At 70.4% G+C, this 23,572-nt stretch carries 26 protein-coding genes; 15 read left to right on the top strand and 11 right to left on the bottom strand.

The features are described from left to right. Positions 1 to 34: 34 nt before the first annotated feature. Together ABLE88_RS19050 and ABLE88_RS19045 are read right to left on the bottom strand one after the other, a co-directional pair. A complete protein-coding gene (locus ABLE88_RS19050) occupies positions 35 to 487 on the bottom strand; it encodes an NUDIX hydrolase (RefSeq protein ID WP_348833275.1) in 453 nt (150 codons plus the stop codon). A 346-nt stretch (positions 488 to 833) separates the two neighbouring features. After that, positions 834 to 1,577 (bottom strand): class I SAM-dependent methyltransferase, encoded by a 744-nt coding sequence (locus tag ABLE88_RS19045; protein ID WP_348833274.1) that lies wholly within the window; start codon positions 1,575 to 1,577, stop codon positions 834 to 836. A 737-nt stretch (positions 1,578 to 2,314) separates the two neighbouring features. On the opposite strand from ABLE88_RS19045, the gene ABLE88_RS19040 reads away from it, so the two are divergent. Then, positions 2,315 to 2,878: a YfbR-like 5'-deoxynucleotidase gene (locus ABLE88_RS19040; protein ID WP_348833375.1), complete on the top strand. Its 564-nt coding sequence runs from the start codon at positions 2,315 to 2,317 to the stop codon at positions 2,876 to 2,878. Next, positions 2,875 to 3,381 carry a tyrosine phosphatase family protein gene (locus tag ABLE88_RS19035; RefSeq protein ID WP_348833273.1) on the top strand — a complete coding sequence of 169 codons (507 nt, stop codon included), beginning with the start codon at positions 2,875 to 2,877 and terminating at the stop codon, positions 3,379 to 3,381. The genes ABLE88_RS19040 and ABLE88_RS19035 overlap by 4 nt, the downstream gene beginning before the upstream one ends. Before the next feature lie 296 nt (positions 3,382 to 3,677). Here the strand turns inward: ABLE88_RS19035 and ABLE88_RS19030 are convergent, their stop codons facing one another. Further along, a complete protein-coding gene (locus ABLE88_RS19030; protein ID WP_510182914.1) occupies positions 3,678 to 4,610 on the bottom strand; it encodes a class I SAM-dependent DNA methyltransferase in 933 nt (310 codons plus the stop codon). Between the two features lie 78 nt (positions 4,611 to 4,688). Here ABLE88_RS19030 and ABLE88_RS19025 point away from each other — a divergent pair, with 78 nt between their 5' ends. The 3 genes from ABLE88_RS19025 to ABLE88_RS19015 all read left to right on the top strand — a co-directional run bounded on the left by ABLE88_RS19025 (position 4,689) and on the right by ABLE88_RS19015 (position 7,727). Further along, positions 4,689 to 5,723, top strand: coding sequence for a ligase-associated DNA damage response exonuclease (locus tag ABLE88_RS19025; RefSeq protein WP_348833272.1), 1,035 nt, complete (start codon positions 4,689 to 4,691; stop codon positions 5,721 to 5,723). A gap of 79 nt (positions 5,724 to 5,802) precedes the next feature. Then, on the top strand, positions 5,803 to 6,099 hold the full coding sequence (locus tag ABLE88_RS19020; protein ID WP_348833271.1) for a GIY-YIG nuclease family protein: 297 nt from the start codon (positions 5,803 to 5,805) through the stop codon (positions 6,097 to 6,099). Continuing rightward, on the top strand, positions 6,096 to 7,727 hold the full coding sequence (locus tag ABLE88_RS19015) for a cisplatin damage response ATP-dependent DNA ligase (protein WP_348833270.1): 1,632 nt from the start codon (positions 6,096 to 6,098) through the stop codon (positions 7,725 to 7,727). Before ABLE88_RS19020 ends, ABLE88_RS19015 begins: the two co-directional genes overlap by 4 nt. Positions 7,728 to 7,740: 13 nt before the next feature. On the opposite strand, the gene ABLE88_RS19010 is transcribed toward ABLE88_RS19015, so the two are convergent. Next, a complete protein-coding gene (locus ABLE88_RS19010; RefSeq protein WP_348833269.1) occupies positions 7,741 to 8,430 on the bottom strand; it encodes a S24 family peptidase in 690 nt (229 codons plus the stop codon). 262 nt (positions 8,431 to 8,692) lie between these two features. Between ABLE88_RS19010 and ABLE88_RS19005 the strand changes: the two genes are divergently transcribed. Beyond that, on the top strand, positions 8,693 to 9,037 hold the full coding sequence (locus ABLE88_RS19005) for a DUF952 domain-containing protein (RefSeq protein WP_348833373.1): 345 nt from the start codon (positions 8,693 to 8,695) through the stop codon (positions 9,035 to 9,037). A gap of 11 nt (positions 9,038 to 9,048) precedes the next feature. Here the strand turns inward: ABLE88_RS19005 and ABLE88_RS19000 are convergent, their stop codons facing one another. Further along, positions 9,049 to 10,377: an MATE family efflux transporter gene (locus ABLE88_RS19000; protein WP_348833268.1), complete on the bottom strand. Its 1,329-nt coding sequence runs from the start codon at positions 10,375 to 10,377 to the stop codon at positions 9,049 to 9,051. Between the two features lie 9 nt (positions 10,378 to 10,386). Then, entirely contained in the window at positions 10,387 to 10,701 is a 315-nt protein-coding gene (locus tag ABLE88_RS18995; RefSeq protein ID WP_348833267.1) for a DUF6460 domain-containing protein, read from the bottom strand. A 213-nt stretch (positions 10,702 to 10,914) separates the two neighbouring features. Here ABLE88_RS18995 and ABLE88_RS18990 point away from each other — a divergent pair, with 213 nt between their 5' ends. Beyond that, entirely contained in the window at positions 10,915 to 12,369 is a 1,455-nt protein-coding gene (locus ABLE88_RS18990; protein WP_348833266.1) for a DUF1254 domain-containing protein, read from the top strand. A gap of 130 nt (positions 12,370 to 12,499) precedes the next feature. Here the strand turns inward: ABLE88_RS18990 and ABLE88_RS18985 are convergent, their stop codons facing one another. Next, a complete protein-coding gene (locus ABLE88_RS18985) occupies positions 12,500 to 13,465 on the bottom strand; it encodes a polysaccharide deacetylase family protein (protein ID WP_348833265.1) in 966 nt (321 codons plus the stop codon). A gap of 310 nt (positions 13,466 to 13,775) precedes the next feature. Here ABLE88_RS18985 and ffh point away from each other — a divergent pair, with 310 nt between their 5' ends. The 3 genes from ffh to ABLE88_RS18970 all read left to right on the top strand — a co-directional run bounded on the left by ffh (position 13,776) and on the right by ABLE88_RS18970 (position 17,608). Next, on the top strand, positions 13,776 to 15,314 hold the full coding sequence (ffh, locus tag ABLE88_RS18980) for a signal recognition particle protein (RefSeq protein WP_348833264.1): 1,539 nt from the start codon (positions 13,776 to 13,778) through the stop codon (positions 15,312 to 15,314). A gap of 161 nt (positions 15,315 to 15,475) precedes the next feature. Beyond that, positions 15,476 to 15,850 carry a 30S ribosomal protein S16 gene (gene rpsP / locus ABLE88_RS18975; protein ID WP_348833263.1) on the top strand — a complete coding sequence of 125 codons (375 nt, stop codon included), beginning with the start codon at positions 15,476 to 15,478 and terminating at the stop codon, positions 15,848 to 15,850. 264 nt (positions 15,851 to 16,114) lie between these two features. Further along, positions 16,115 to 17,608 carry a leucyl aminopeptidase gene (locus ABLE88_RS18970; protein ID WP_348833262.1) on the top strand — a complete coding sequence of 498 codons (1,494 nt, stop codon included), beginning with the start codon at positions 16,115 to 16,117 and terminating at the stop codon, positions 17,606 to 17,608. A gap of 2 nt (positions 17,609 to 17,610) precedes the next feature. Here the strand turns inward: ABLE88_RS18970 and ABLE88_RS18965 are convergent, their stop codons facing one another. Continuing rightward, a complete protein-coding gene (locus ABLE88_RS18965; RefSeq protein ID WP_348833261.1) occupies positions 17,611 to 18,225 on the bottom strand; it encodes a hypothetical protein in 615 nt (204 codons plus the stop codon). Positions 18,226 to 18,525: 300 nt separating this feature from the next. On the opposite strand from ABLE88_RS18965, the gene ABLE88_RS18960 reads away from it, so the two are divergent. Next, positions 18,526 to 18,975 (top strand): DNA polymerase III subunit chi, encoded by a 450-nt coding sequence (locus ABLE88_RS18960; protein ID WP_348833260.1) that lies wholly within the window; start codon positions 18,526 to 18,528, stop codon positions 18,973 to 18,975. Between the two features lie 36 nt (positions 18,976 to 19,011). Here the strand turns inward: ABLE88_RS18960 and ABLE88_RS18955 are convergent, their stop codons facing one another. Both ABLE88_RS18955 and ABLE88_RS18950 read right to left on the bottom strand, forming a co-directional pair. Next, a complete protein-coding gene (locus tag ABLE88_RS18955; protein WP_348833259.1) occupies positions 19,012 to 19,497 on the bottom strand; it encodes a hypothetical protein in 486 nt (161 codons plus the stop codon). Beyond that, a complete protein-coding gene (locus ABLE88_RS18950) occupies positions 19,494 to 19,823 on the bottom strand; it encodes a hypothetical protein (RefSeq protein WP_348833258.1) in 330 nt (109 codons plus the stop codon). Before ABLE88_RS18950 ends, ABLE88_RS18955 begins: the two co-directional genes overlap by 4 nt. A 161-nt stretch (positions 19,824 to 19,984) precedes the next feature. Between ABLE88_RS18950 and ABLE88_RS18945 the strand changes: the two genes are divergently transcribed. Together ABLE88_RS18945 and ABLE88_RS18940 are read left to right on the top strand one after the other, a co-directional pair. After that, on the top strand, positions 19,985 to 20,614 hold the full coding sequence (locus ABLE88_RS18945) for a 2-hydroxychromene-2-carboxylate isomerase (RefSeq protein WP_348833257.1): 630 nt from the start codon (positions 19,985 to 19,987) through the stop codon (positions 20,612 to 20,614). 132 nt (positions 20,615 to 20,746) lie between these two features. Next, positions 20,747 to 21,220, top strand: coding sequence for a hypothetical protein (locus ABLE88_RS18940; protein WP_348833256.1), 474 nt, complete (start codon positions 20,747 to 20,749; stop codon positions 21,218 to 21,220). A 23-nt stretch (positions 21,221 to 21,243) separates the two neighbouring features. Here ABLE88_RS18940 and ABLE88_RS18935 read toward each other — a convergent pair whose 3' ends face one another. Next, positions 21,244 to 22,200, bottom strand: a complete 957-nt coding sequence (locus ABLE88_RS18935) for an alpha/beta hydrolase (protein WP_348833255.1) — start codon at positions 22,198 to 22,200, stop codon at positions 21,244 to 21,246. A 95-nt stretch (positions 22,201 to 22,295) separates the two neighbouring features. On the opposite strand from ABLE88_RS18935, the gene ABLE88_RS18930 reads away from it, so the two are divergent. Both ABLE88_RS18930 and ABLE88_RS18925 read left to right on the top strand, forming a co-directional pair. Continuing rightward, positions 22,296 to 22,763: a secondary thiamine-phosphate synthase enzyme YjbQ gene (locus tag ABLE88_RS18930; RefSeq protein ID WP_348833254.1), complete on the top strand. Its 468-nt coding sequence runs from the start codon at positions 22,296 to 22,298 to the stop codon at positions 22,761 to 22,763. 120 nt (positions 22,764 to 22,883) lie between these two features. Continuing rightward, entirely contained in the window at positions 22,884 to 23,555 is a 672-nt protein-coding gene (locus ABLE88_RS18925) for a response regulator (RefSeq protein WP_348833253.1), read from the top strand. Positions 23,556 to 23,572: the final 17 nt, after the last annotated feature.

Here is a 23,572-nt window from a genome sequence, read left to right as displayed (position 1 = left end):
TCAGGTGCGCTGCCGGGGCGTGGCGGTCAAGGGGTCAGGCGGAGGTGGGCGTTGCGCCGGCGCGGCAAGCGAGGAGGCGCGCCGCCGCGTCCACCACCGGCGCGAGGCCGCTGGTGGTGGCAAGAGCGGCCACGTCCGCGGGCGCGAACCAGCCCACCTCGGCGGCTTCCGGGCCGGTCTGCGGCTCGCCGGCGCGCCAGAGGGCGGCGTGGGCGGCGACCACGAAATGCGCCTTGAGCACCCCGTCGCGGTCGCGGATGATCACGTCGAGCGCGGTGGCGAGCGCGAGAATGTCCGCCTCCACGCGCACCTCTTCCCACACTTCGCGGCGCGCCGCCTCGGCCAGCGTCTCGCCCGGCTCGACGCGCCCGCCCGGCAGGCTCCACAGGCCGGCGCCGGGATGGGCGCCGCGGCGGGCGAGGAGCACCCGGCCGTCGCGGAATACCGCCGCGCTGGCGGCGAGGGTGGGGCGGACGGCGTCGCTCATCTTCAGGCTCCCGACCTGCAGGCCTCCGGGACGCCCTGAGGGCGCGCGCGCTGGGCCCGCCGCAAAAGCGGGCCGCCGGCCGGCAGACTAGCCACGAACGCGCCAATGGCGAAGGGGATTTCCCTCTCCCTGGCGAGCTGATTCCATCGGGCGGAAGAAGCCGACACGGGAGCGCCACACCGCCATCCGCGTATGGATTTCGAGCGGTCGATCACCGCGCCGCCACTGCCGAACAATAGCCGCGCGCGGCGCCGGCGCTTGCCGAACAGTCGAGGTCGAATTCGTCAGATCTAAAATAAAAGACCTGCGCGTCTAACTTAAACAGGATCGCGATGAGATCGCTCCATTATTCTGGTTTTGAGACTATGCAAACATAGTTTTTAGGGAACCCTTTGGATGTATATCTATGCTGCTCATCGATTCGATAAAATATTTGGGCCAATACACGGAATATCGGGCCGCATGCCCAAATAAGGGGGGCCGCCACCCAGCCCAAGATGCCCGGTGCAATATCCGATGGCCGACCGGGCAGGTATCTCCAGGCCCGATGCAACTGGTACGCGACCGTGCAAAGATACCCTTCCATCCAGTGCAAATCCTCGATGACAAAACCGGCATCAGCCATCATTCTGCGCCAGGCATACTGCGTATATCTAAAAAAATCATACGGCTGGTCATGCTCTTCGTAAAAAAATGGAGCCGTAGCAATCATGCGTCCGCCGGGCTTTAGAACCCGGAACAGCTCTTTCAGCACATCGTTCGGATATGGAAGATGCTCCAAAACCTGATTTAAAACAATGGCGTCGAATCTCCCGTCTTCGACGGGAATGGATGACAAATCGCAGACATAAGTAGATTTTGCGTATGGTCTATCGAGGGCCTCGAAATCAGCGGACTCGTAGCGGCAATGTTCAAAGAATATCTTATATTGCTGACTCCCAGAACCCGCATCCAAGATCAATGAATTATCCGGCAAAGAACGACCAAAGCTGGCGTTCTCGCGTTTGAGCCAAGTTACCGAGGCATTGCGTCCCAAATTGACCCCCTCGAAATGGTCGTATAATTCGGTTGCATCAAAATTAAAGAACAATCACAAGTTTAAATCGGAGCCCGCCCGCCCGCAACAGAATTTTGCGGCCTGCTGCGATTCCAATCCGCGTGCGGCAATCGCTGGGCGGGCGGACAACTGGGATCGCGATGCACATTATGAAGATGCACGTTATGAATCGGCGACCTGGTGCGGCGCCGCCAGCGACACGGCGCATCCACCGCCCGGCTCGACCGACGGGTCCGCGGCAATGCGCCTCAGGACTTCGCCTCCTCGGTGCGGAAGACGATGCCGCCTTTGTTCTGGATCGAGACCTGCTCGACGGCCTCCATCTCGCCTGCGGGGCGGGCGAGCGCGGCGGTCTGGCACTATCTGCGCCCCCATGGAGGCGGCGGCCCAGAAGATCCCCCCGCCCACCGCGGTCACCGCCCCGCTCCGGCCTTGCCGCTCCGCGCTGCGCCCCCGTCGCAACCCGAGGGGCGCCTCCGCAAAAGCAACGAAAGCGTGATTATATTCAGATATTGCAACCTTTATATGAGTTCCGCCGCCCGCCCCCCTCGCCACCCTTGCGGCGGCGGTCGGCGGCTCTACCTTCCCGGTCAGGGCGAGACCAGCCGGGAAGGAACAGGCGCATCGTGAAGCAGACCAAGCTCGAAGGCGACGCCGCGCCCGCGGCCGGCGGCGCCGGGACCCCGGCGGCGAACGCACCGGCCGCGCCCGCGCCCCCCGTGCCCGCCGCCCGCGCCCGGCCGGCCGCGCCCCCGCGCGCCTGGCAGCGCATGCTGTCGGGGCGGCGGCTCGATCTGCTCGACCCCTCGCCGCTCGACGTGGAGATCGAGGACATCGCCCACGGCCTCGCCCGCGTCGCCCGCTGGAACGGGCAGACCCGTGGCGAGCACATCTTCTCGGTGGCCCAGCATGCGCTGCTGGTGGAGCGCATCGCCCGCGCGGCCCACCCCGACATCGACCAGCGCTGGCGCCTGTGCGTGCTGCTGCACGACGCGCCGGAATACGTGATCGGCGACATGATCTCGCCCTTCAAGGCGGTGATCGGCGGCGACTACAAGGCGGTGGAGGCGCGCCTGCTGGCCGCCATCTCGCGCCGCTTCTCGCTGCCGGTCCGCTGGCCGGCGGCGCTCACCAAGATCGTCAAATCCGCCGACCGCGCCGCCGCCTTCCACGAGGCCACCACCCTTGCGGGCTTCGCCGAGGAGGAGGCGCGGCGCTTCTTCGGCGCCCCGTTCCGGCTCGACCCCGCCACACTTCAGGGGTATTTGTCGCCCTGGACGGCGGACCGGGCGAAGGCCCGGTTCCTCGAACGGTTCGAGGAGCTCAGGCCATGATCCATGTCTGCTCCCTTTCCCGGCTCCAGGAGACGGTGGAGCGCTGCGGCGCCCGCCACGTCATCACGCTGATGAATGGCGGCACCGTGCTCACGCGGCCGTGCAACGTCGACCCCACCAACCATCTGTTCCTCGGCATCAACGACATCGCCGAGGAGATCGAGGGGCTGATCGCGCCGGACGAGAGCCACATGCTCGAGCTGTTCGATTTCGTCGCCGCCTGGCCGCGCGAGGCGCCGTTGGTGATCCATTGCTATGCCGGCATCTCGCGCTCCACCGCCGCGGCCTACGCCACCTTGTGCGCGCTGATGCCGGAGCGCGACGAGATGGATCTCGCCATGCGGCTGCGGGAGGCGTCCGCCACCGCCACCCCCAATGCGCGCATTGTTTCGCTGGCCGACCAGGCCCTGCGGCGCGACGGGCGCATGGTGGCGGCCATCGCCGCCATCGGCCGCGGCAAGGATGCCTTCGAGGGCGAGCCCTTCAGCCTCGCGGTGACCTGAGCGGCGCGCGCCGCGTGCTTTCAACCTTGCGGCCGATTGCGCCCCTGCCGCCGACCTCCGGCCATGCTCCGGAGCCGTCGCCCTCCGCTTATAGCCGCCACCCCGCCTGACGCGCCCCCTCCCCCCTTGTGGGGGAGGGCTGGGGAGGGGGGTGCAGCGCCGGGCGTGAAGGACCTGCCCGCAGGATCACAGAGAGGCTGCGACACCCCCCTCCCTGCCCTCCCCCACAAGGGGGGAGGGTGGCCCAGCGGCGCCGCCGGCTTTCGATCTTGCGGCCGAGGGCGCACCTGCCGCCGCTATCCTTCCAGAACAGCCACGAGGCCGGGGACGGGCGCGCTTTTCTCGGTGCGGGTGGAGGCCGCTTCCAGCACCACCACCGCAAGCCCGGCTGCTTGCGCCGCCGCTTCCAGATGCGCGCGGGCATGGGCGAAGCGCAGGGTGTCGCGCAGGATCACGCCGGCGCCGTCATGGGTCTCCAGCGTCACGGCCATGAGGCCGCCCGGCGCCAGCGCGCGCCGCGCGGCGCCAAGGATCTGGCCGAGCTCGGCCACGTAGCAGAGCGCGTCCGCGCCGGCGATCAGATCGTAGACGCCGGCTTCGGCCGCCGCGAGGTCGGCGCCCATCTCCGCTTCCCGCAGCTCGGCATAAAGGCCGAGCCGGGCCGCCTGCGCCAGCATGGCGGGAGACAGATCGACGCCCTCCAGGCGGTCCACCCATGGCGCGAGGAGCGGCGCGGCGAGCCCGGTGCCGCAGCCGAGATCGAGCGCACGGGCAAAGCGCAGCGGCCGGCTGCCGGCGGCGCAGGCGGCCTCCAGCGCCGCGGCGAGGCATTCCGGCCCGCGATAGGCGAGGCGCGTGCGCAGCGCCGCGTCGAAGCGGCCCGCATATTGGTCGAACAGCGCGCGCACATAGGCCGCCGACATGGCGCCTTCGGCCGGCGCGGCGCCGAGCCGGGCAAGGCGCAGCCCCGCCCCCAGCACGTCATCGCCCGCCCGCGCGCGCGCCTCGCCGAATGCCCCGGCCGCCCCTTCGAGATCGCCCGCCGCCTCCAGCGTCTCGCCCAGCAGGAACCAGGCGGCGACGAACTGGGGCGCCTCGATGACGAGGTCCGCCAGCATGCCGGCCGCCGCCGCCGCCTCGCCCGCCTCGGCATAAGCGCGCGCCCAGTCGAGCCGCCGGTCGAGGGCGGCGTCGCCCGAGGTGGCGGCGGGAAGCGAAGGGGAAGCCAAGGAAACCTCCGGTGAGGCGAGGGCTCGAAACGCCCGCCGCGCGTTCCCATATAAACGCGATCTCCGCCCGATCCAGCCATGCGACCTGAAGACCTGCTCTGCCCCTCGCCCAAGGGCCTTTATTGCCCGCCCGGCGACTTCCACATCGACCCCGTGCGCGCGGTGCCGCGGGCGGTCGTCACCCATGCCCATTCGGACCATGCCCGCGCCGGCCACGGCCAAGTGCTGGCGACGCGCGAGACGCTGGACATCATGGCGCTGCGGCTCGGCGCACGCTTCGCCGGGTCGGCGCAGGCGCTGCGCTATGGCGAACGGCTCGGCATCGGCGGCGTGACCGTGAGCCTGCACCCGGCGGGGCACGTGCTCGGCTCGGCCCAGGTCCGGCTCGACTGGCGCGGGCTCTCCATCGTCGCCTCGGGCGACTACAAAGACGTGGCCGACCCCACCTGCGCGGGGCTGGAGGTGCTGCGCTGCCACGTCTTCGTCTCGGAGGCGACCTTCGGCCTGCCGGTGTTCCGCCATCCCGATCCGGACGCCGAGGCGCAAAAGCTCACCGCCTCGGTGCGGCTGTTCCCCGAGCGCACCCACGTGGTGGGCGCCTATTCGCTCGGCAAGGCGCAGCGCATGATGGCGCTGATCCGCCGCGCCGGCCATGACGGGCCTATCTACGTCCATGGCGCGCTCGACCCCATCACCGCCTATTACCGCTCCCGCGGCGCCGATTTCGGCGAGATCCGCCCGGTGAAGGGCGCCGACAAGAAGGCGTTCGCGGGCGCGGTCGTCATCGCCCCGCCCCATGCCATCACCGATCTGTGGGCGCGGCGCTTCGCCGATCCGGTGGCCTGCCTCGCCTCCGGCTGGATGCGGGTGCGCGCGCGGGCGCGCCAGCGCGGCGTGGAGCTGCCGCTGGTGATCTCCGACCATGCGGACTGGGACGGGCTCACCGCCACCATCGGCGCCACCGGCTGCGAGGAGGTGTGGGTGACCCACGGCGCCGAGGACGCGCTGGTCCACTGGGCCACCACCCGCCAGTTGCGCGCCCGCCCGCTCCACATGGTGGGCTATGGCGAGGCGGAGGAAGACGCCGCCAGCGCGAGCGAGGCGCAGGAATGAGGGCCGATTCCACACTGCCGTCATGCCCCGGCTTGTCCGGGGCATCCACCGTCGTGCAAACGCGGACGGAGGGGCGAGGGTGAGCCGCGCCTTCTACGTCTACATCCTCGCGAGCGCCCCCAATGGCACACTCTATGTGGGCGTGACCAATGATCTTGTCCGGCGCACCTTCGAGCATCGCGAAGGCGAGGCGAAAAGCTTCACCAAGCGCCATTCGGTGATGCGGCTGGTCTATTACGAGCAGCACGATACGGCCCTGGCGGCCATCACCCGCGAAAAGCGCCTCAAGAAATGGCCGCGCGACTGGAAGATGAACCTGATCGAGCAGGGGAACCCGCGGTGGGCCGGTCTCTATGATGGGATCGCCCAGCCATGAACCGGTTCGCGGCGCTGCTCGACCGCATGGCGTACGAGGCCGGGCGCAACGCCAAGATCCGCCTGATGGCGGACTATTTCGCGGCGACGCCCGACCCCGAGCGCGGCTTCGCGCTCGCCGCGCTCACCGGCGCGCTCTCCTTCGCCAACGCCAAGCCGGCCCTGGTGCGCGCGCTCATCATGGAGCGCGTCGACCCGGTGCTGTTCGCGATGTCCTACGACTATGTGGGCGATCTCTCCGAGACCGTCGCCCTCATGTGGCCGCGCCCGGACGGCGCGCGCGCCCATGCGCCGACGCTGTCGGAGATCGTCGCCGGGCTCTCGGCCTTGCCCAAGGCGGCGCTGCCGCGCGCGCTCGCCGGCTGGCTCGACGGGCTCGACGAGACTGGGCGCTGGGCACTGCTGAAGCTGATCACCGGCGCCCTGCGGGTGGGCGCCTCGGCGCGGCTCGCCAAGACCGCGGTGGCGAGCCTCGGCGACCTGCCGCCGGACGCGGTGGAGCTGGTGTGGCCGGGCCTCAAGCCGCCTTATCTCGAGCTGTTCGCCTGGGTCGAGGGCCGGGCGGAGCGGCCGCAGACCACGGACCCGGTGCCGTTCCGCCCGGTCATGCTGGCCCATGCCATCGAGGAGGCGGACTTCTCGCAGCTCGCGCCGGGCGACTTCATGGCGGAATGGAAATGGGACGGCATCCGCGTCCAGGCGGTGGCGGCGCGCGAGGAGACAGGGGCGCGCGTCCTGCGGCTTTATTCGCGCACCGGCGAGGACATCTCCCCGGCCTTTCCCGACCTTCTCGAGGCGCTCGACTTCGAGGGCGCGGTCGACGGCGAGCTGCTGGTGGTGCGCGCCGGCCGCGTCGAGCCGTTCAACGTCTTGCAGCAGCGGCTCAACCGCAAGGCGGTCACGGCCAAGATGCTGGCCGAGTTCCCGGCCCATATCCGCGCCTACGACCTCATCGCCGAGGGCGGCGAAGACCTGCGCGGGATGGAGTTCCGCGCGCGGCGGGCGCGGCTCGAGGCGTTCGTCGCCGCCCATCCCTCAGGCGGGCGGCTCGACCTCTCGCCGCGCCTCGCCTTCGCGTCCTGGGAGGAGCTGACGGCGGCCCGCGCCGACCCCGCCGCCTTCGGCGCCGGCGTCGACGCGGCGGCGGTGGAAGGGGTGATGATGAAGCGCGCCGACAGCCTCTATCTGCCCGGCCGGCCCAAGGGCCCGTGGTGGAAGTGGAAGCGCGACCCGCACACGGTGGACGCGGTGCTGATGTATGCCCAGAGGGGCCACGGCAAGCGCTCCTCCTTCTATTCGGACTACACGTTCGGGGTCTGGACGCAGGGCGAAGACGGCGACGTGCTGGTGCCGGTGGGCAAGGCCTATTTCGGCTTCACCGACGAGGAGCTGAAGAAGATCGACGCGTTCGTGCGGCGCTTCACCGTCAACCGCTTCGGCCCGGTGCGCGAGGTGGTGCACGAGAAGGACGCCGGCCTGGTGCTGGAGATCGCCTTCGAGGGCCTGGCCCGCTCGGCGCGCCACCGCTCGGGGGTGGCGATGCGCTTCCCGCGCGTCGCGCGCCTGCGCTGGGACAAGCCGCCGGGCGAGGCGGACCGGCTCGAGACCCTGGAGGCGCTGATCCGCTGAGCGCCCCCGAGCGCTATTGGCTGGCCCAGACGATGCGCGCCAGGAAGACCACGTCCTTGACCGGAACCTGCCGCGCCTCGTGGGGCGGGACGAGCGCGCGCAATTCCACCTGGCGCGCGGTCCGGCGCAGCAGCTCGCGCACCAGCAGCGCGCCGTCGCCGGTCTTGACCACCACCCGGTCGCCGCGGCGCACGGCGGCGGCGGGGGAGACCACCACCACGTCCCCGTCGCGATAGACCGGCGCGAGGGCGGCGCCGGAAATCTCCAGCGCGAACGCGTGCGCATCCTCCACGTCGGGGAAGACGATCTCGTCCCAGGCGGCGCCTGAGGCGGGCCGGCCGGCCGTATCGAACGCCCCGCTGCGGTTCGCCTGCGCCAGCCCCAGCAGCGGGATGGATCGGCCCCCTGCGCCGTCGGGCGCGAGCACGCCCACCATCGGCGTCGGGCGCTCGGCGAAGCCGTCGGGGCGGCCCGCGGGGTCGAGCAAGGCGACGAAATCCTCCACCCCCGCCCCGGTGGCCGACAGCGCCTTGGCGATGCTCTCGGTGGAGGGCCAGCGCGGGCGGCCATCCCCGGTCACCCGCTTCGAGCGGTTGAAGGTGGTGGGGTCGAGCCCGGCGCGCTTGGCGAGGCCCGACGTGGACAGGCCATGCCGCTCCGCCAGACGGTCCACCGCCCGCCAGATCTGCCCGTGGGTGAGCATGCCGCTGCGCGTTCCCTCGCTGAATGCCGTCGGACCATAAGAATTTGTTCCTGGTTTGTCCAGGACTTCAATCCGCCATCCACAGTTGCGGCGCCGCGGGCCGGCCGCGCGGCGGCGCGCCGTGCCGGGCCGGAACCGTCTCCTTTCAACGCGGAATGGTCGATTCTCCGGCGCCCGCCCGCAGGCAATGCTTCCCTCCCGCCAGCGCCCGCGCTAGCTGAGAAGAAGCCCGCACTGGAGATGCGCCGTGACTTCGCCGCCCATTGCCGTCGTGTACAAGATCTGCCCCGCCGCTTTGTGGCGGAAGGCGGAGGCGAAGGGCGAATTCGGCGGCGCCCCGGTGGACGTGACCGACGGCTTCATCCACCTGTCCACCGCCGCCCAGGTGCGCGAGACCGCGCGCCGGCACTTCTCCGGCCTCGGCGACCTGAAGCTCGTCACGGTGGCGGCGGACCCGCTCGGCGCGGCGCTGAAATGGGAGCCCTCGCGCGGCGGCGACCTGTTTCCCCACCTCTACGGCCCGCTGCCGATGTCGGCGGTGCGCAAGGTGGAGGACCTTCCGCTCGGCCGCGACGGCGTCCACGTCTTCCCGCCCGGCTTCGCCTAAGGCGGGGCGCGTCACGGCGCGAAGGCGCGGGCGCGCAGCGCCGGCAGGCGCAGCGCCTGGAGCCCGCCCCGCGCCAGCAGGAAGACGAGATAAGCGAGCCACAGGCCCTCATTGCCCAGCGGCCGGAAGGCGAGGAAGGCGAGCAGATAGAGCGCCAGCGCCGCCACCATCAGGTTGCGCATGTCGCGCGACCACAGCGCCCCCACATAGACGCCGTCATAGACATAGGCCGCCACCCCGGCGAGCGGCAGCGCCGCCGCATACGGCAGGAAGGCCCGCGCCTCGGCGCGCACGGCTGCGCTGGTGGTCATCAGGTCGATGAGGAGCGGGCCGGCGAGCCCGTAGGCAAGGCTCGCCACGAGCGCGAAGGCAAAGCCCCAGCCGAGCGCGAGGCGGACCGCCTGGCGAAAGGCCTCCCGCTGGCGCGCGCCCGTGGCCTGGCCGCACATCTGCTCGGCCGCGGTGGCGAAGCCGTCGAGGAAATAGGCGGCGACCATCACCAGGTTCTGAAGCACCGCATTGGCGGCGAGCGTCACGTCGCCCGCGCGCGCGCCCTGCGCCGCGAAGAAGGCGAAGGCGAACATGAGCGCGGCCGTCCGGATCATGATGTCGCGGTTGAGCACGAAGGCCTCGGCCAGGCGCGCCCGATCGAGCAACACGGCGCGCGCCACGCCAAGCCGCCCGCCGAGCATGCGCGCGCACAGCGCGAGGCCGGCGCCCGCGCCCAGCGCCTCGGCGAGCAGCGTGCCGAGCGCGGCGCCCGTCACGCCCAGGCCCGCGCCCAGCACCAGCGCCACGGTGAGCGCCATGTTGAGGAGGTTCACGCCGGCCTGGAGCGCCAGCGCGCGGCCGGTGAGGCCGAGCCCGGTGAGCCAGCCCAGCACCACATAGTTCGCGAGCGAGAACGGCGCGGCAAAGATGCGGACGTGGAAATAGTCGGCCACCGCCGCGTTCACCTGCGCGCTCGCGCCCGCGAGCGCCAGGGCGACGGCGAGGATCGGCCCCTGCAGCGCCACGAGCGCCAGCCCGCAGGCCAGCGCCACCAGCAGCGCGCGGGCGAGCACGGCGCGCTCCTCCACCCGGTCGCGCCGGCCGAGCGCCTGGGCCGCGAGCCCCACCGTGCCCATGCGCAGGAAGCCGAAGACCCAGAACAGCATGTCGAAGAGGACCGAGGCGAGCGCCACGCCGCCGAGCAGCGCCGCGTCCCCGAGCCGGCCCACCACCGCCGCGTCCACCACGCCGAGCAGCGGCACGGTGAGGTGCGCCACCGTCATGGGCAGCGCGATGGCGATGACGCGCGCGTGCGTCACCACGCCCGATGCGGGCGCCGCCCGGTCCATGGGAGGGCCTCAGCGGCCGGCGCGGGAAATGCGCAGGATCAGCCAGAGCGGCACGACGATGACCGCGCCGAGCAGGAAATAGCGCCACAGGCGCTCCACCGCCTCGAACCCGAAATTGAACAGGTTCGTCACCAGATTCATGAGGCTCTGGAGGATGTTGGCCGGATCTAGCCCGAGCGCGGCCATGATCACGCCCACCACCACGGACAGCAGGATCAGCCGCGCGACCACCCAGACCGGCGCGCCGCCGAAGAAGCGGTTCAGGTCGGAGCCGGTGCCGGTGCCGGTACCGGGGCGGCTGCTCACCTCGCGATTGTCGGACATCGTGGAACTCCTCGCTGCGCGCTCCTCTACCACGGCCGCGCCCCGAGCGGGAGGTGGATCAGATTGGCCTCAATAATCAAAAGCAACGTCGACGCCATCGGAGCATTTTTCCGCGCCCTTGCCTAAGACTTCCCGTTTCTGCAACCGTGCGGCCGCCCGCGCGGGCGATGAGGCCCGCGCGGGCGGCCGCACCGGATCCTAGGGAGAGGTAACATGAAAATTTCCCGGCGGGACGCCACTTTGGGAGGGCTCGGCCTCCTCGCAAGCACGCTTGGCGGCCCATTCGGCGGCCCATTCGGCGGCTCGCCCGCCGAGGCCGCGTTCGACGGCATCCGCGGCGTGGGCGAGGGCCTGGAGGATTTCTGGATCGCCACCGACGCCTACGTCTATGGCTACCCGCTGGTGACCATGGAACTGACCCGGCGCGTCTTGACCAACGTCGCCCAGCCGAAAGGCACCCGCGGACCGATGGGGCAGATCATCAAGCTGCGCCAGTATCCGGACGCCACGTTCCGGGACGTGACGGCGCCGAACGCCGACACGCTCTACACCACCGCGTTCTTCGACGTCGGCAAGGAGCCCTACGTGCTCTCCATCCCCGACATGAAGGACCGCTATTTCCTGCTCCCGATGCTGGACGGCTGGACCAACGTGTTCGAGGTGCCCGGCAAGCGCACCACCGGCACCGGCGCGCAGACCTACGCCATTACCGGGCCCGGCTGGAGCGGCACGCTTCCCGACGGGGTGAAGCAGTACCCGTCGCCGACCGCGATGGTCTGGCTTCTGGGCCGGATCTACTGCACCGGGACGCCCGAGGACTATGCCGCCGTCCACGCGCTGCAGGACCAGGTGAAGCTCGTCCCGCTCAGCGCCTACGGCAAGCCCTACACGCCCCCGCCCGGCAAGGTGAACCCCGCGGTGGACATGAAGACGCCGGTGCGCGACCAGGTGAACCGCCTCAGCGCGGTGGAATACTTCACCCTGCTCGCCCAGCTCATGATGACCAATCCTCCCGCCCCGGCGGACGCGCCGGCGCTCGCGCGGTTCGCGCGCATCGGCCTGGTGCCCGGCAAGCCGTTCGACCCCTCGAAGCTCAAGGCGGACTTCGCCAAGCGCATCCCGCAGATCGCGCAGGATCGCATCATGCTGCAGTTCAAGATCAACGACGCGGTCAAGAACATCAATGGCTGGACCTTCACCACCAAGACCGGGGCGTACGGCACCGACTATCTGATGCGCGCGCTCATCACCGCCATCGGCCTCGGCGCCAACCTGCCGCAGGATGCGGTGTACCCCACCTCGGAGAAGCCGGCCGACGGCGGCACCTATGACGGCACCAAGAAGTACGTGATGCGCTTCGAGAAGGGCCAGGTACCGCCGGTCAAGGGGTTCTGGTCGGTCACCATGTACGACAGCCAGTTCTTCTTCGTGGCGAACCCGCTGAACCGCTATTCCATCAGCCCGCGGCAGGATCTGAAGTTCAATCCGGACGGATCGCTCGACCTCTACCTTCAGAAGGATTCGCCCGGCGCCGACAAGGAATCCAACTGGCTGCCGGCGCCGGCGGGCAAGTTCGTGCTGATGCTGCGCATGTACTGGCCCGAGACCGCCAATCCATCGATCCTCGACGGCTCCTGGGTGATCCCCAAGGTGGCGCAGGCCGGCTGAGCCCGTTCGCACGCACCGGCGGGAGCCGCTCCGGCGGCCCCGCTCAACCGCATTGGGCGCGCGCGGCGCGGACCGAAGGCGCCGTCCGGCCAAGCGGGACGGCGCCGGACCTCGCGCGTCGGACTGCGGTTCAGTAGAGGCCGGTGCCGGTGCTGCGCACCGGCGTCGCGGGCGGGCGCTGGGTCGAGCCGGTGGCCGCGACCGGCTTCGGCTTGGGCTTGGGCGCAGGTGTCGCCCCGGTCCCCGCCGAAGCGGTGGCGCCCGCCGGCTTCGGCTTGGGCTTCTTGGGGGGCGCCGGGCTCAGCGCGGCCACCTTGGGCGGCTCGGGCTTGTTCATGGCCACCAGCTGCGACACGGTGACGAACTTGTAGCCGCGGGCGAGCAGGGCATCGAGCACCTTGGGCATCGCCTGCACGGTGGTCGGATGGATGTCGTGCGCGAGAATGATACCGCCCGGCCCGATCTGCTTCATGGTGAGCTCGTAGATCTTCTCGGGATTCTTGTTCTTCCAGTCGAGGGTATCCACCGACCAGTAGATGAAGGTCAGGTCGTACTTGTCCTCGATGTGCTTGCGCAGCGGCGCCGACATGGCGCCATAGGGCGGGCGCAGATAGATCGGCTTCTTGCCGGTGATCTTCTCGATCACGTCGTTGGTCTGGGTGAGCTGGCGGTCCGTCTCGGCCACCCCGACCTTGGGCAGGATCGGATGGTTCCAGGAATGGTTGCCGATCTCGTGGCCCTGGGCCACCATCTGCTTGAGGATTTCCGGGCTCTGGACGGCACGGCTGCCGAGCACGAAGAAGGTCGCCTTGATGCCGCGCTGCTCCAGCATCTTCAAGAGCTTGAGCGTGGTCTCGGGGTTCGGCCCGTCGTCGAAGGTGATGGCGATGTAGGGGCCGTCCACGTGCATCGACGAGTAGGAGGTGATCTTCGCCGGGCGTGCGGGCGCGCCGGACGGCGCGCTGGCGGTCGACGCGCCGGCGGTCGGGGCGCCGGCGCCGGTGGCGGGCGGCGGCCCCATCATCTGCGCGGAGGCACAGGAGAGCCCCAGAACGCCCGTCGCCAGAACGGCAAATAGCCTGATAAAGGTCTTCACGGCGAGGACGTCCCCCGAACGATGGTCGCCGCGAGTCTATCGCAGCCTGCGCATCCAAGTGTTCACATCATGTGTCGATAAATTGTGAAGCGATGAAGGCGCGGGCAGATTTGCCTCCCCCCGACAAAGGTGCTATCCACCCCGGCTTCACGAGGACGGCTCCGCCGATCCGCCGACCGGGCCTTGCGCCCGGAGGTCACCGCCCGACAGCGCGTTGCGCCCTCGGGCGTGCTTCGCGTTGGCTTTGGGGCCGGCGCGCGGCAGGGCGGCAGGGCCGCGTCACCCGTGACGCCCGAGCACACGGAAGCCCATGTTCGATACCCTTTCCGACCGCCTCGGCGGCATACTCGACCGGCTCAAGCGGCGCGGCGCCCTCACCGAGGCCGACGTGGGCGAGGCCATGCGCGAGGTGCGCCGGGCGCTGATCGAGGCGGACGTGGCGCTCGACGTGGTGCGCGCGTTCGTCGACCGGGTGCGCCAGCGCGCCGTGGGCGTGGAGGTCATCAAGTCGGTCACCCCGGGCCAGATGGTGGTGAAGATCGTCCACGACGAGCTCGTGGCGACGCTCGGCTCCGACGCCGACCCCATCGATCTCAACGCGCCCGCCCCGGTGCCGATCCTGATGGTCGGCCTGCAGGGCTCGGGCAAGACCACCTCCACCGCCAAGATCGCCAAGCGCCTGACCGAACGCGGCAAGCGCAAGGTGCTGATGGCCTCGCTCGACACCCGCCGCCCGGCGGCCATGGAGCAGCTCGCCACCCTCGGCAAGCAGGTGGAGGTGGCGACCCTGCCCATCGTCGCCGGCCAGTCCGCCGTGCAGATCGCGCGCCGCGCCATCGAGGCGGCCAAGCTCGGCGGCTACGACGTGGTGATGCTCGACACCGCCGGCCGCGTCACGCTCGACGAGGCGCTGATGGCCGAGGTGGCCGAGGTCAAGGCGCAGACCCGGCCGCACGAGGTGCTGCTGGTGGCCGACGCCCTCACCGGCCAGGACGCGGTGAACACCGCGAAAGCCTTCGACGGCCGCGTCGGCCTCACCGGCATCGTGCTCACCCGCGCCGACGGCGACGGGCGCGGCGGCGCCGCGCTCTCCATGCGCGCCGTCACCGGCAAGCCCATCAAGCTGCTGGGCACCGGCGAGAAGATGGACGCGCTGGAGGATTTCGATCCGCGGCGCGTGGCCGGCCGCATCCTCGGCATGGGCGACGTGGTGGCCCTGGTGGAGAAGGCCGCCGAGAATATCGACATCGAGAAGGCCAAGGCGGTCGCGGAGAAGATGCGCAAGGGCGCCTTCGACCTCGACGATCTGCGCGAGCAGCTGCACCAGATGCAGAAGCTCGGCGGCATGAACGGGCTGATGGGCATGCTGCCCGGCGTCGCCAAGATGAAGAACCAGATCGCCAGCGCCAACCTCGACGACAAGCTGTTCAAGCGCCAGGTGGCGATCATCAATTCCATGACGCCCAAGGAGCGCCGGCTGCCGAAGCTGCTCGACGCCTCGCGCAAGCGCCGCATCGCCGCCGGCTCCGGCACCAAGGTGGAGGAGATCAACCGGCTTCTGAAGATGCACCGCCAGATGGCCGACATGATGAAGGCCATGGGCGGGGCGGCCGGCAAGCGCGGCCCGTTCGCCGGGCTCGCCGGCATGATGGGCATGGGCGGCGGCGGGCCCTCGCCCGAAATGCTCAAGCAGCTGGCGGAGAAGATGCCGGGCGGCGGTGCCGGCGGCGGCCTGCCGCCCACCTTCCCCGGACTGCCGGGCGGCGGCCTGCCCCCCACCTTCCCCGGCGGCCTGCCCGGTCTGCCGAAGGGCTTTCCTGGATTGGGAGGGCCCGGCAAGAAGAAGTGATGCCTCCCCCTTCCGCGCGTCACCCCCCGGCTTGTCCGGGCGGTCCACCGAGCCCACGAGCGTAAGGCCAGGTGGACGAGTGGACCCTCCGGACAAGCCGGAGGGTGACGGCGGCGAAAAGACAACCCGTTCCGAACACAATGAAACGCAAGGAAACTGAAATGTCCCTGAAGATCCGTCTCGCCCGTGGCGGCGCCAAGAAGCGCCCGTTCTACCGCATCGTCGTCGCCGATTCGCGCGCGCCGCGCGACGGCCGCTTCATCGAGAAGATCGGCTCGTTCAACCCGCTGCTCGCCAAGGACGCCGCCGAGCGCGTGGTGCTCGACGCCGAGAAGGCCAAGGCCTGGCTCGAGAAGGGCGCGCAGCCCACCGACCGCGTGGCGCGCTTCCTCGACGAGGCCGGCCTCATCAAGCGCGCGGCGAAGAACAACCCGAAGAAGGCCGAGCCCGGCGAGAAGGCCAAGGAGCGCGCCAAGGAGCGGGCCGACAAGGCCGAGAAGGCCGCCGCCCCCGCCGCCGAGGAAGCCGGCGCCTGACGATCCCGCTTCCCGTGAGCGGCCCGGCCTGATCGGTCAACGCCGCTTCGACCTGACCGCACCGTCATGCCCCGGCTTGTCCGGGGCATCCACCGGCCAGCCCTTCCTGCGCTCAGAATGCCAGGCAGCGCCAGCCCTTGGGTGGATCCCCCGGACAAGCCGGGGGATGACGGAGCGCTAAGGGAACGTGCCGCTGCTGCGTCTCGCTCTGCCATAGATCGTCCTGCGCCGGCGCGCGCCGGCCTTCCCCGCCTGGAGCCATTCATGTCCGAGCCCGTCACCGTCACGTTTGCCAAGCACACGGCCGCCGCCAAGGGCGTCCTCGTGGTCCTCACCGACGAGAGCCTCGGCTTCGGCCCGGCGGCGCAGAAGCTGGTGAAGGGCGCGGATGCGGCGCTCACCCGCGCCTTCGACGCCGAGCGATTCAAGGGCAAGGCCTGGACCGGGCTCGACCTGCTCGCCCCGACGGGGCTCGAGGCGCCACGCCTGATCGTGCTGTCGGTGGGCAAGGCCAAGGCGCTGAAGAGCGCCGATTTCCTCAAGCTCGGCGGCCTCGTCGCCGGCAAGATCCCCGCTACCGCCCGCGAGGCGACGCTGGTGCTCGACCTGCCGGGGACCAAGGTTTCCGCCGATGCCGCGGCCGAGGTGGCGCTCGGCATCGCGCTGCGCGCCTACAAATTCGACCGCTACAAGACCAAGAAGAAGGACGAGGCCGAGCACGCCGCCCTCGCGGTGACGCTGCTGGTGGCCGACGAGCCGGCGGCCAAGCGCGCTTATGCCGCCAAGGCGGCGGTGGCGGACGGCGTGATCCTCGCGCGCGACCTCGTCAACGAGCCGCCGAACGTGCTCGACCCGCCGGAATTCGCCCATCGCGCCGAGGCGCTGAAGCAGGTGGGCGTGGCGGTCGAGGTGTTCGGCGACGCCGAGCTCGCCCGCCTCGGCATGCGCGCCTTGCTCGGCGTCGGCCAGGGCTCGATCAAGGAGAGCCGCGTGGTGGTCATGCAGTGGCATGGCGGCGCCAAAGGCGAAGCCCCGGTGGCCTTCATCGGCAAGGGCGTGACGTTCGACACCGGCGGCATCTCCATCAAGCCCGCCGCCGGCATGGAGGACATGAAGGGCGACATGGGCGGGGCGGCCTGCGTCACCGGCCTCATGTACGCGCTCGCCGCCCGCAAGGCGAAGGTGAACGCAGTCGGCGTCATCGGCGTGGTGGAGAACATGCCCGACGGCGCCGCCCAGCGCCCCGGCGACATCGTCACCTCGCTGTCCGGCCAGACCATCGAGATCATCAACACCGACGCGGAAGGCCGGCTCGTTCTGGCGGACGTGCTCTGGTACGCCAAGGAGCGCTTCAAGCCGAAGTTCATGATCGACCTCGCGACGCTGACCGGCGCCATCCTGGTGGCGCTGGGCCAGGATCATGCCGGCCTGTTCTCCAACGACGACCAGCTCGCCGAGCGCATCGCCAAAGCGGGCCAGGAGACCGGCGAGAAGGTGTGGCGCCTGCCGCTCGGGCCGGAATACGACAAGCTGGTGGACAGCAAGTTCGCCGACATGAAGAATTCCGGCGGGCGCCATGCCGGCTCCATCACCGCCGCGCAATTCCTCCAGCGCTTCGTCGACAAGACGCCGTGGGCGCACCTGGACGTCGCCGGCACCGCCATGGGCTCGCCGGCGAGCGACGTCAGCAAGGGCTGGGCCTCGGGCTGGGGCGTGCGCCTGCTGGACCAGCTGGTGAGGGATCACTACGAGGGGTGAGGCTAAGGCGCCGGTGATGGCGGCGGCACGGGCGCTGGGGCCGGCAATCCCAGCGCCCGCCGCGATCGCTCAAGCTCGATGGGCAACGTCACCTTCTCGAACCGCAGCAGGCGCTCTTTTCTGAGCACCTCATTGTTAAGAACTTGATTCTTATAGAATTCGTCCATGTAGCGGGCGTATAGTTCGGAACCTTGCCGCCCGGCTGCTGCCAGCGAAGCAGAAACGACCGCCGCGAGAAACATGGCGCTGACGGCCAGCGGCAGCAATTTTCGCAGCGGCTCGAACGTCTCGCCGCGCTTGGCGAACTGATAGGCGACCACGCCGGATACGAACGTCAGGATGGCGGGCGCGACGGCAGCCACGGCGCTGTCGCGGCTTGCCCCCATGAAATAGCCGGTCGCGGCGCCGATCGCGGAGAATGCGAGGGACACGGGAACGAGGGCCGTCAGGCCGAGCCGCAGAAGCCGGCCGATCAGAACGGCGAGGCCGACAGCGAGCCCGACCGAGACAAGAAACGGCGCCAAGCCGTAAAGCAGCGCCGTTTTGTAAACATTAAAGTATTCCACGGTCGCCACCCCGTCTAAATTACTGCGTATTTCGGTTTTGATCCGATCCACGCTCGTTCAGCAATTTGAGATCTGATGGTTTTATCAGCGGCGCTGAGCCTGGAGCTGTTGGCGTGCCCGGAAACGGCAAAATGCCGGGCAGCGGCTCCGCAGGCGGGGCGGCGCCCGGCCCCGACCCGGCGCGCGAACAGCCGGCGCGCCCATCCGCGCACCCGTTGCAATTGGTCGCCCCGTTCGGGCAATCTGCACCGGTCTGGGCAAAACTTGGATAGGCAGCCAGCAGGCACGCGAAGAAGGCAAGCCGAGCGCGCATTGGACGTCTCCCCCAATTCCGCTACTCTACCATAGGTTATGTCGGAAATCTTCTTCTACCACCTCGAACGCCGCCCGCTGGAGCAGGTGCTGCCTGCCCTCCTCGAGAAGTCGCTGGAGCGCGGCTGGCGGTGCGTTGTGGAATGCGGCTCGGCGGAGCGGCGCGATGCGCTCGATGCGCATCTGTGGACCTATAGCGACGCCTCCTTCCTGCCCCACGGCACCGACGCGCAGCCGCAGCCCGAGCGCCAGCCGGTGCTGATCGCCACCTCGCAGGCGAACCCCAACGGCGCCACGGTGCGCTTCCTGGTGGATGGGGTGGAGCTGCCCGACCCGGCGGCCTATACGCGCCTGGTCTATCTCTTCGACGGGCGCGACGACGAGCAGATGGCCGCCGCCCGCGAACGCTGGAAGCAGGCCAAGGCGCTCGGCGCCGCGCTCACCTATTGGCAGCAGGATGAGGAAGGGCGCTGGGTGCGCAAGGCCTGAGCTTCAAAAAGGCCTGAGCCTCAGATGGCCTGAGCCTCAGCCGGACGAGGCCCCGCCGCCCCCGCGGCCGCGCAGCAGCCGCAGGAGGTAGCCGAAGATCGCCACGGCGATGCTCGGCACGCCGGCGCTGAACGGGGCGCGCACGAAGGCGGCCAGGCGCTGCGCCTGGCCGCCGACCACCTGCAATTCCACGCTGACCGCCTGCAGCGCCGCCTCGTGCACCTGCACCGCCACCTCGTCCTCGCGGCCCGGCTTGATGCCGGACGCAACCAGCATGAGGATCAGCGCCACCACCAGCCCGACGCCGCCGCAGATGGCGGCCGCGGCCTTGGTGCCGTAGGCCTCCTCCAGCATCAGGAAGCCGGCGAAGGCGAACATGCCGACGGCGAAGGCGGCGATGAGGCCGGCGAAGACGAACAGCACCGTGCGCGTCGCCAGCCGCCGCATGGCGAGCTCGGCGATGATCAGGTCCGCCTTCAGCAGGATGCGCAGATTGCGCACCAGCGTGTCCAATTCGCTCATCGCCGTCTCCAGATCTTGCCGATCACGATGCCGGCAAGCAGGCAGCCGGCCACCAGGACCAGCGGGTGCGCCACGGCGACCGCGCGCGCCTTCTGCTCCGCCTCCTCGGCCATGGCGCCGAACTCGGCGGCGGCGCGCTTGGCTTCCTTGAACGCATCCTCGGCGGCGGGGCGCGCCGCCTCGTAAGCGTCCTCCGCCATCTGGCGCGCGCCGGTCCGGGCGCGCGATTCCACGTCCGCCGCGCGGCGCGCCAGCTCCGCGCCCACCGCCTCAAGCTCGCCCTTCAGCGCCGCCAGACGCTCCACCACGGGATCTCGTGCGCGCATGTGCGCCTCCTCATGTTCCCGCGCCGCGCGGGGGCCTCGCGCGGCCACGGTCCGATGGAGCCCCCTCCCCCCTTGTGCTGTCAAGCGGCACGACCGGCATTGACCCGGTCGGGGTTCGGGGGCAAATGCGCCCCTGCAGGGGAAACGACGGGAGACGGAACTTGTCGCGCCATATCGACTATTATTTTTCCACCATCTCGCCCTGGAGCTTCCTGGGGCATGCGCCGTTCTTGGCGGTGGCCCGCGCGCACGGCGCGGACGTCGCCTTCCGGCCGGTCGCCCTCGGCCCGGTGTTCGCGGAGACCGGCGGCCTGCCGCTCTCCAAGCGCGCCCCGCCGCGCCAGCACTACCGGCTGCTGGAGCTGCAGCGCTGGCGGGTGAAGCGCAACGTGGAGCTTCACGTCCATCCGCGCCACTGGCCGTTCGACGCCACGCGCGCCGACCAGATGGTGATCGCCGCGCTCCAGGCGGGCCTGCCGGTGGATGCCCTGGTGGCGCGCATCTTTTCCGGCGTGTGGCAGCGCCAGGAGAATCTGGCCGATCCGGACGTGCTGGCGGCGATCGCCGACGAGGTCGGCCTGCCGGGCAGCACGCTCGCGCTCGCGTCCGAAGGCGAGCCCGCCGCCACCGCTTATGCGGAGAACCGCGCCCGCGCGCTCGCCGCCGAGGTGTTCGGCGCGCCCGCTTACGTGCTGGACGGCGAGGTGTTCTGGGGCCAGGACCGGATCGATCTCCTGGCCGACGCGCTGGCGAGCGGGCGCGCGCCCTATCGCCCGATCCCGGCGGAATGAGCCGGCGGCCCCGGTTCGGCCGCGATCCTCGGCCAGCATCGCCGGCCTGACGATGAGGACACGCCGCGCCCCGGCGCCGGGGCGCGGTCCCTTTTCCCGCCGGCCCGCGACCGGGCCCGAGACGAGGCCGCCATGATCCGCCTTCGCCTGCCGACCACCGCTGCCGGCGCCGTGCTTCTCGCCTGCGCCGCCGCGCCCGCCTTCGCCCAGGGACAGGCGCCGGCGGCCGCCGGTCCGGACGCCGTGCGGCAAGGGCTGCCTTCGGTGGCGCCGCCAGGGCCGGCAGCGCCACGCTTCACCTTCACGCCGGTGGAGGGCGGCACGCTGAAGCTCGACACGCAGACCGGCAAGGCCTCGCTGTGCGCCAAGGGCCCGGCGGGCTTTTCCTGCGAGGCGGTGCCCGACAGCCGCGACGCCTATGAGGCGGAGATCGCCCGGCTCCAGCAGGAGATCGCGGCGCTCAAGGCCGGCAAGCCAGGGGCGGCGCCGCTGCCGGGCGACCCCTCCGAGCTCGACGCGGCGCTCGATTATGCCGAGCGCTTCTATCTGCGCCTCAAGGCCTTCATCGACCGCATGCGCGCCGCCGAGGGCGAGAAGCGCCTCTAGAGCCCCTATCCGCCGGCCCGGCCTCAGAAGTGGCTCAGGAACTCGTCCACCTTCTTGAGCGCCTGGTCGGTGATCGGGCCGGGGAAGGCGACGAAGACGTGGCAGCCGCCGGGATAGACGTCGAGCGCCGTGTCGTTGCCCGCGGCGAGCCAGCGCGCCGCCATGAACAGGGTGTCGTCCAGCAGCGGGTCCTTGCCGCCGACGGTGAACTGCGCCTTCGGCAGGCCGCGCAGGTCCGCCAGCAGCGGCGACACGTCCGGATCGTCCGGCGTGCCGGCGAGGCGCAGATAGTTGCGCACGAAGCGGGCGATGTCGGCGGTGTTGAGCACCAGAGGCTCGTCGCCCCAGTTGCGCACCGAGGGGGTGAGGCGCAGGTCGTAGCAGCCGGAGGTGAGGTTGGCGGCGGAAAACGGCTTCATCAGGTGCTTGTCGCGCAGGCGCAGCAGGGTCGCCACCGCCAGCGTCGCGCCGCCCGATTCCCCGCCGATGGCGAAGCGCTCCGTGCCGAACCGGCCGGGCCCCTCCTTCACCAGCCACAGCGCCGCCGCCTCGCAATCGTCCGGGCCCGCGGGATAGGGCGTCTCCGGGGCGAGCGCATAGTCCACCGACACCACGGCGAGGCCGCAATGGGCGGCGATCCGGTCGGTGAGGGTGTCGTTCTCGCGCGCCGAGCCCACGCTCCAGCCGCCGCCATGGATGTGCAGATAGACCCCCTTGGGCGGCCCGTCCGGCATCACGATGCGCACCGGCACCGGGCCGCGCGGGCCGGGAACCGTCTCGTCGTGGGCGCGCTTGCTCGCCGGCGGCAGCGGGAAGATGCCCTTGCCCGAAATGCGCGCCGCGCGCACCACCGGCAGCGGCACCGACCAGCGGTTCGGCAGCGCCTGCAGCGCCTTGACGATGGCGTCGTTGACCAGACGCGTGCCGGGCGCGACGGCGTCGTCGGCGAACACCGCGGGATCGAGGGTCAGCTTCGACATGGGCGGTCCTTCTTCGGAGCGGGACAGGGCATCCGCCGCGTTATAAGCCGAAGCGGGCCCCGTTGGGCAGGCGGCATGAACGGGAGGCAGGACCGATGGCGCAGATGCGACGCACCCCGGCGCGGACCGCGCCCGTGACCCTCCAGGCGCATGCGCGCCTGGAGGTGGAGACGCCCGGCCAGGGCTTCACCGACATCACCCGCGAGGCCGCCGCCTTCCTTGCCGAGACCGAGGCGGCGAGCGGCCTGCTGGTGCTGTTCTGCCGCCACACCTCGGCCTCGCTCACGATCCAGGAAAATGCCGATCCCGACGTCCGGCGCGACCTGCTCACCGCGCTTGACCGGCTGGCGCCGCGCGACCTCGGCTGGGTGCACGATCTGGAGGGCCCCGACGACATGCCCGCCCATGTGCGCGCGCTGGTGACCGACAGCGGTCTGTCGATACCGGTCATCGACGGCCGCCTGGCGCTCGGCACCTGGCAGGGGATCTATCTGATCGAGCACCGCGACGCGCCGCACCGGCGGGACATCGTGATGCTGTTCACCGGCACGGCGCGGAATTGACCTGAACCGCTTGTCATCCCTTCGCCACGGATCGATGATCCGCACAACCGATTCTGAGCCGGCGTCAACCAGGGCGCGGCTTGCGCCGGAAAAACGGCCGGGCGATGGGGGAGGGTGTCAGTGCCAGAGGACGTCGCACCGGGATTGCGCCTCGTCATCGCCGACGACCACCCCTTGTTCCGCGGCGCGCTGCGCGAGGCCATTTCGGGCCACGCCGCCGCCCAGATCGAGGAGGTGGGCACCTTCGACGGCCTCACCGCGCTGCTCGAGCGGGAGGGCGACTTCGACCTCATCCTGCTCGACCTCACCATGCCCGGCGCGCGCGGCTTCTCCGGCCTCATCTACCTGCGCGCGCAGTATGCGGCGGTGCCGGTTGTGGTGGTCTCCGGCAATGAGGAGCCGGCGGTGATCCGGCGCTGCCTCGACCTCGGCGCCTCCGGCTTCATCCCCAAGACCATGGCGGTCGCCGACATGCGCCGGGCGGTCACCGCGGTGCTCAAGGGCGAGACCTTCGTGCCGCCCGACATCAACCTGTCCGCCAAGACCGATGCCGAGACCGACGCCATCATCGCCCGCCTGTCGACGCTCACGCCGCAGCAGGTGCGGGTGCTGATGATGCTGGCGGAGGGCCGCCTCAACAAACAGATCGCCTACGAGCTTTCGGTCTCCGAGGCGACGGTGAAGGCCCACGTCTCCGCGATCCTGCAGAAGCTCGGCGTCGAGAGCCGCACCCAGGCGGTGATCGCGGTCTCCAAGGTGGAGACCGGGCTGTGGAGCCAGCAGCAGGCGTGAGCGCGGCGCCGTCGCCC

This window comes from Xanthobacter luteus, from assembly GCF_040049235.1.
Lineage (GTDB): Bacteria > Pseudomonadota > Alphaproteobacteria > Rhizobiales > Xanthobacteraceae > Xanthobacter.
The sequence above is the reverse complement of the archived record's forward strand: the minus strand, read 5'-3'. Positions and strand labels throughout refer to the sequence as shown.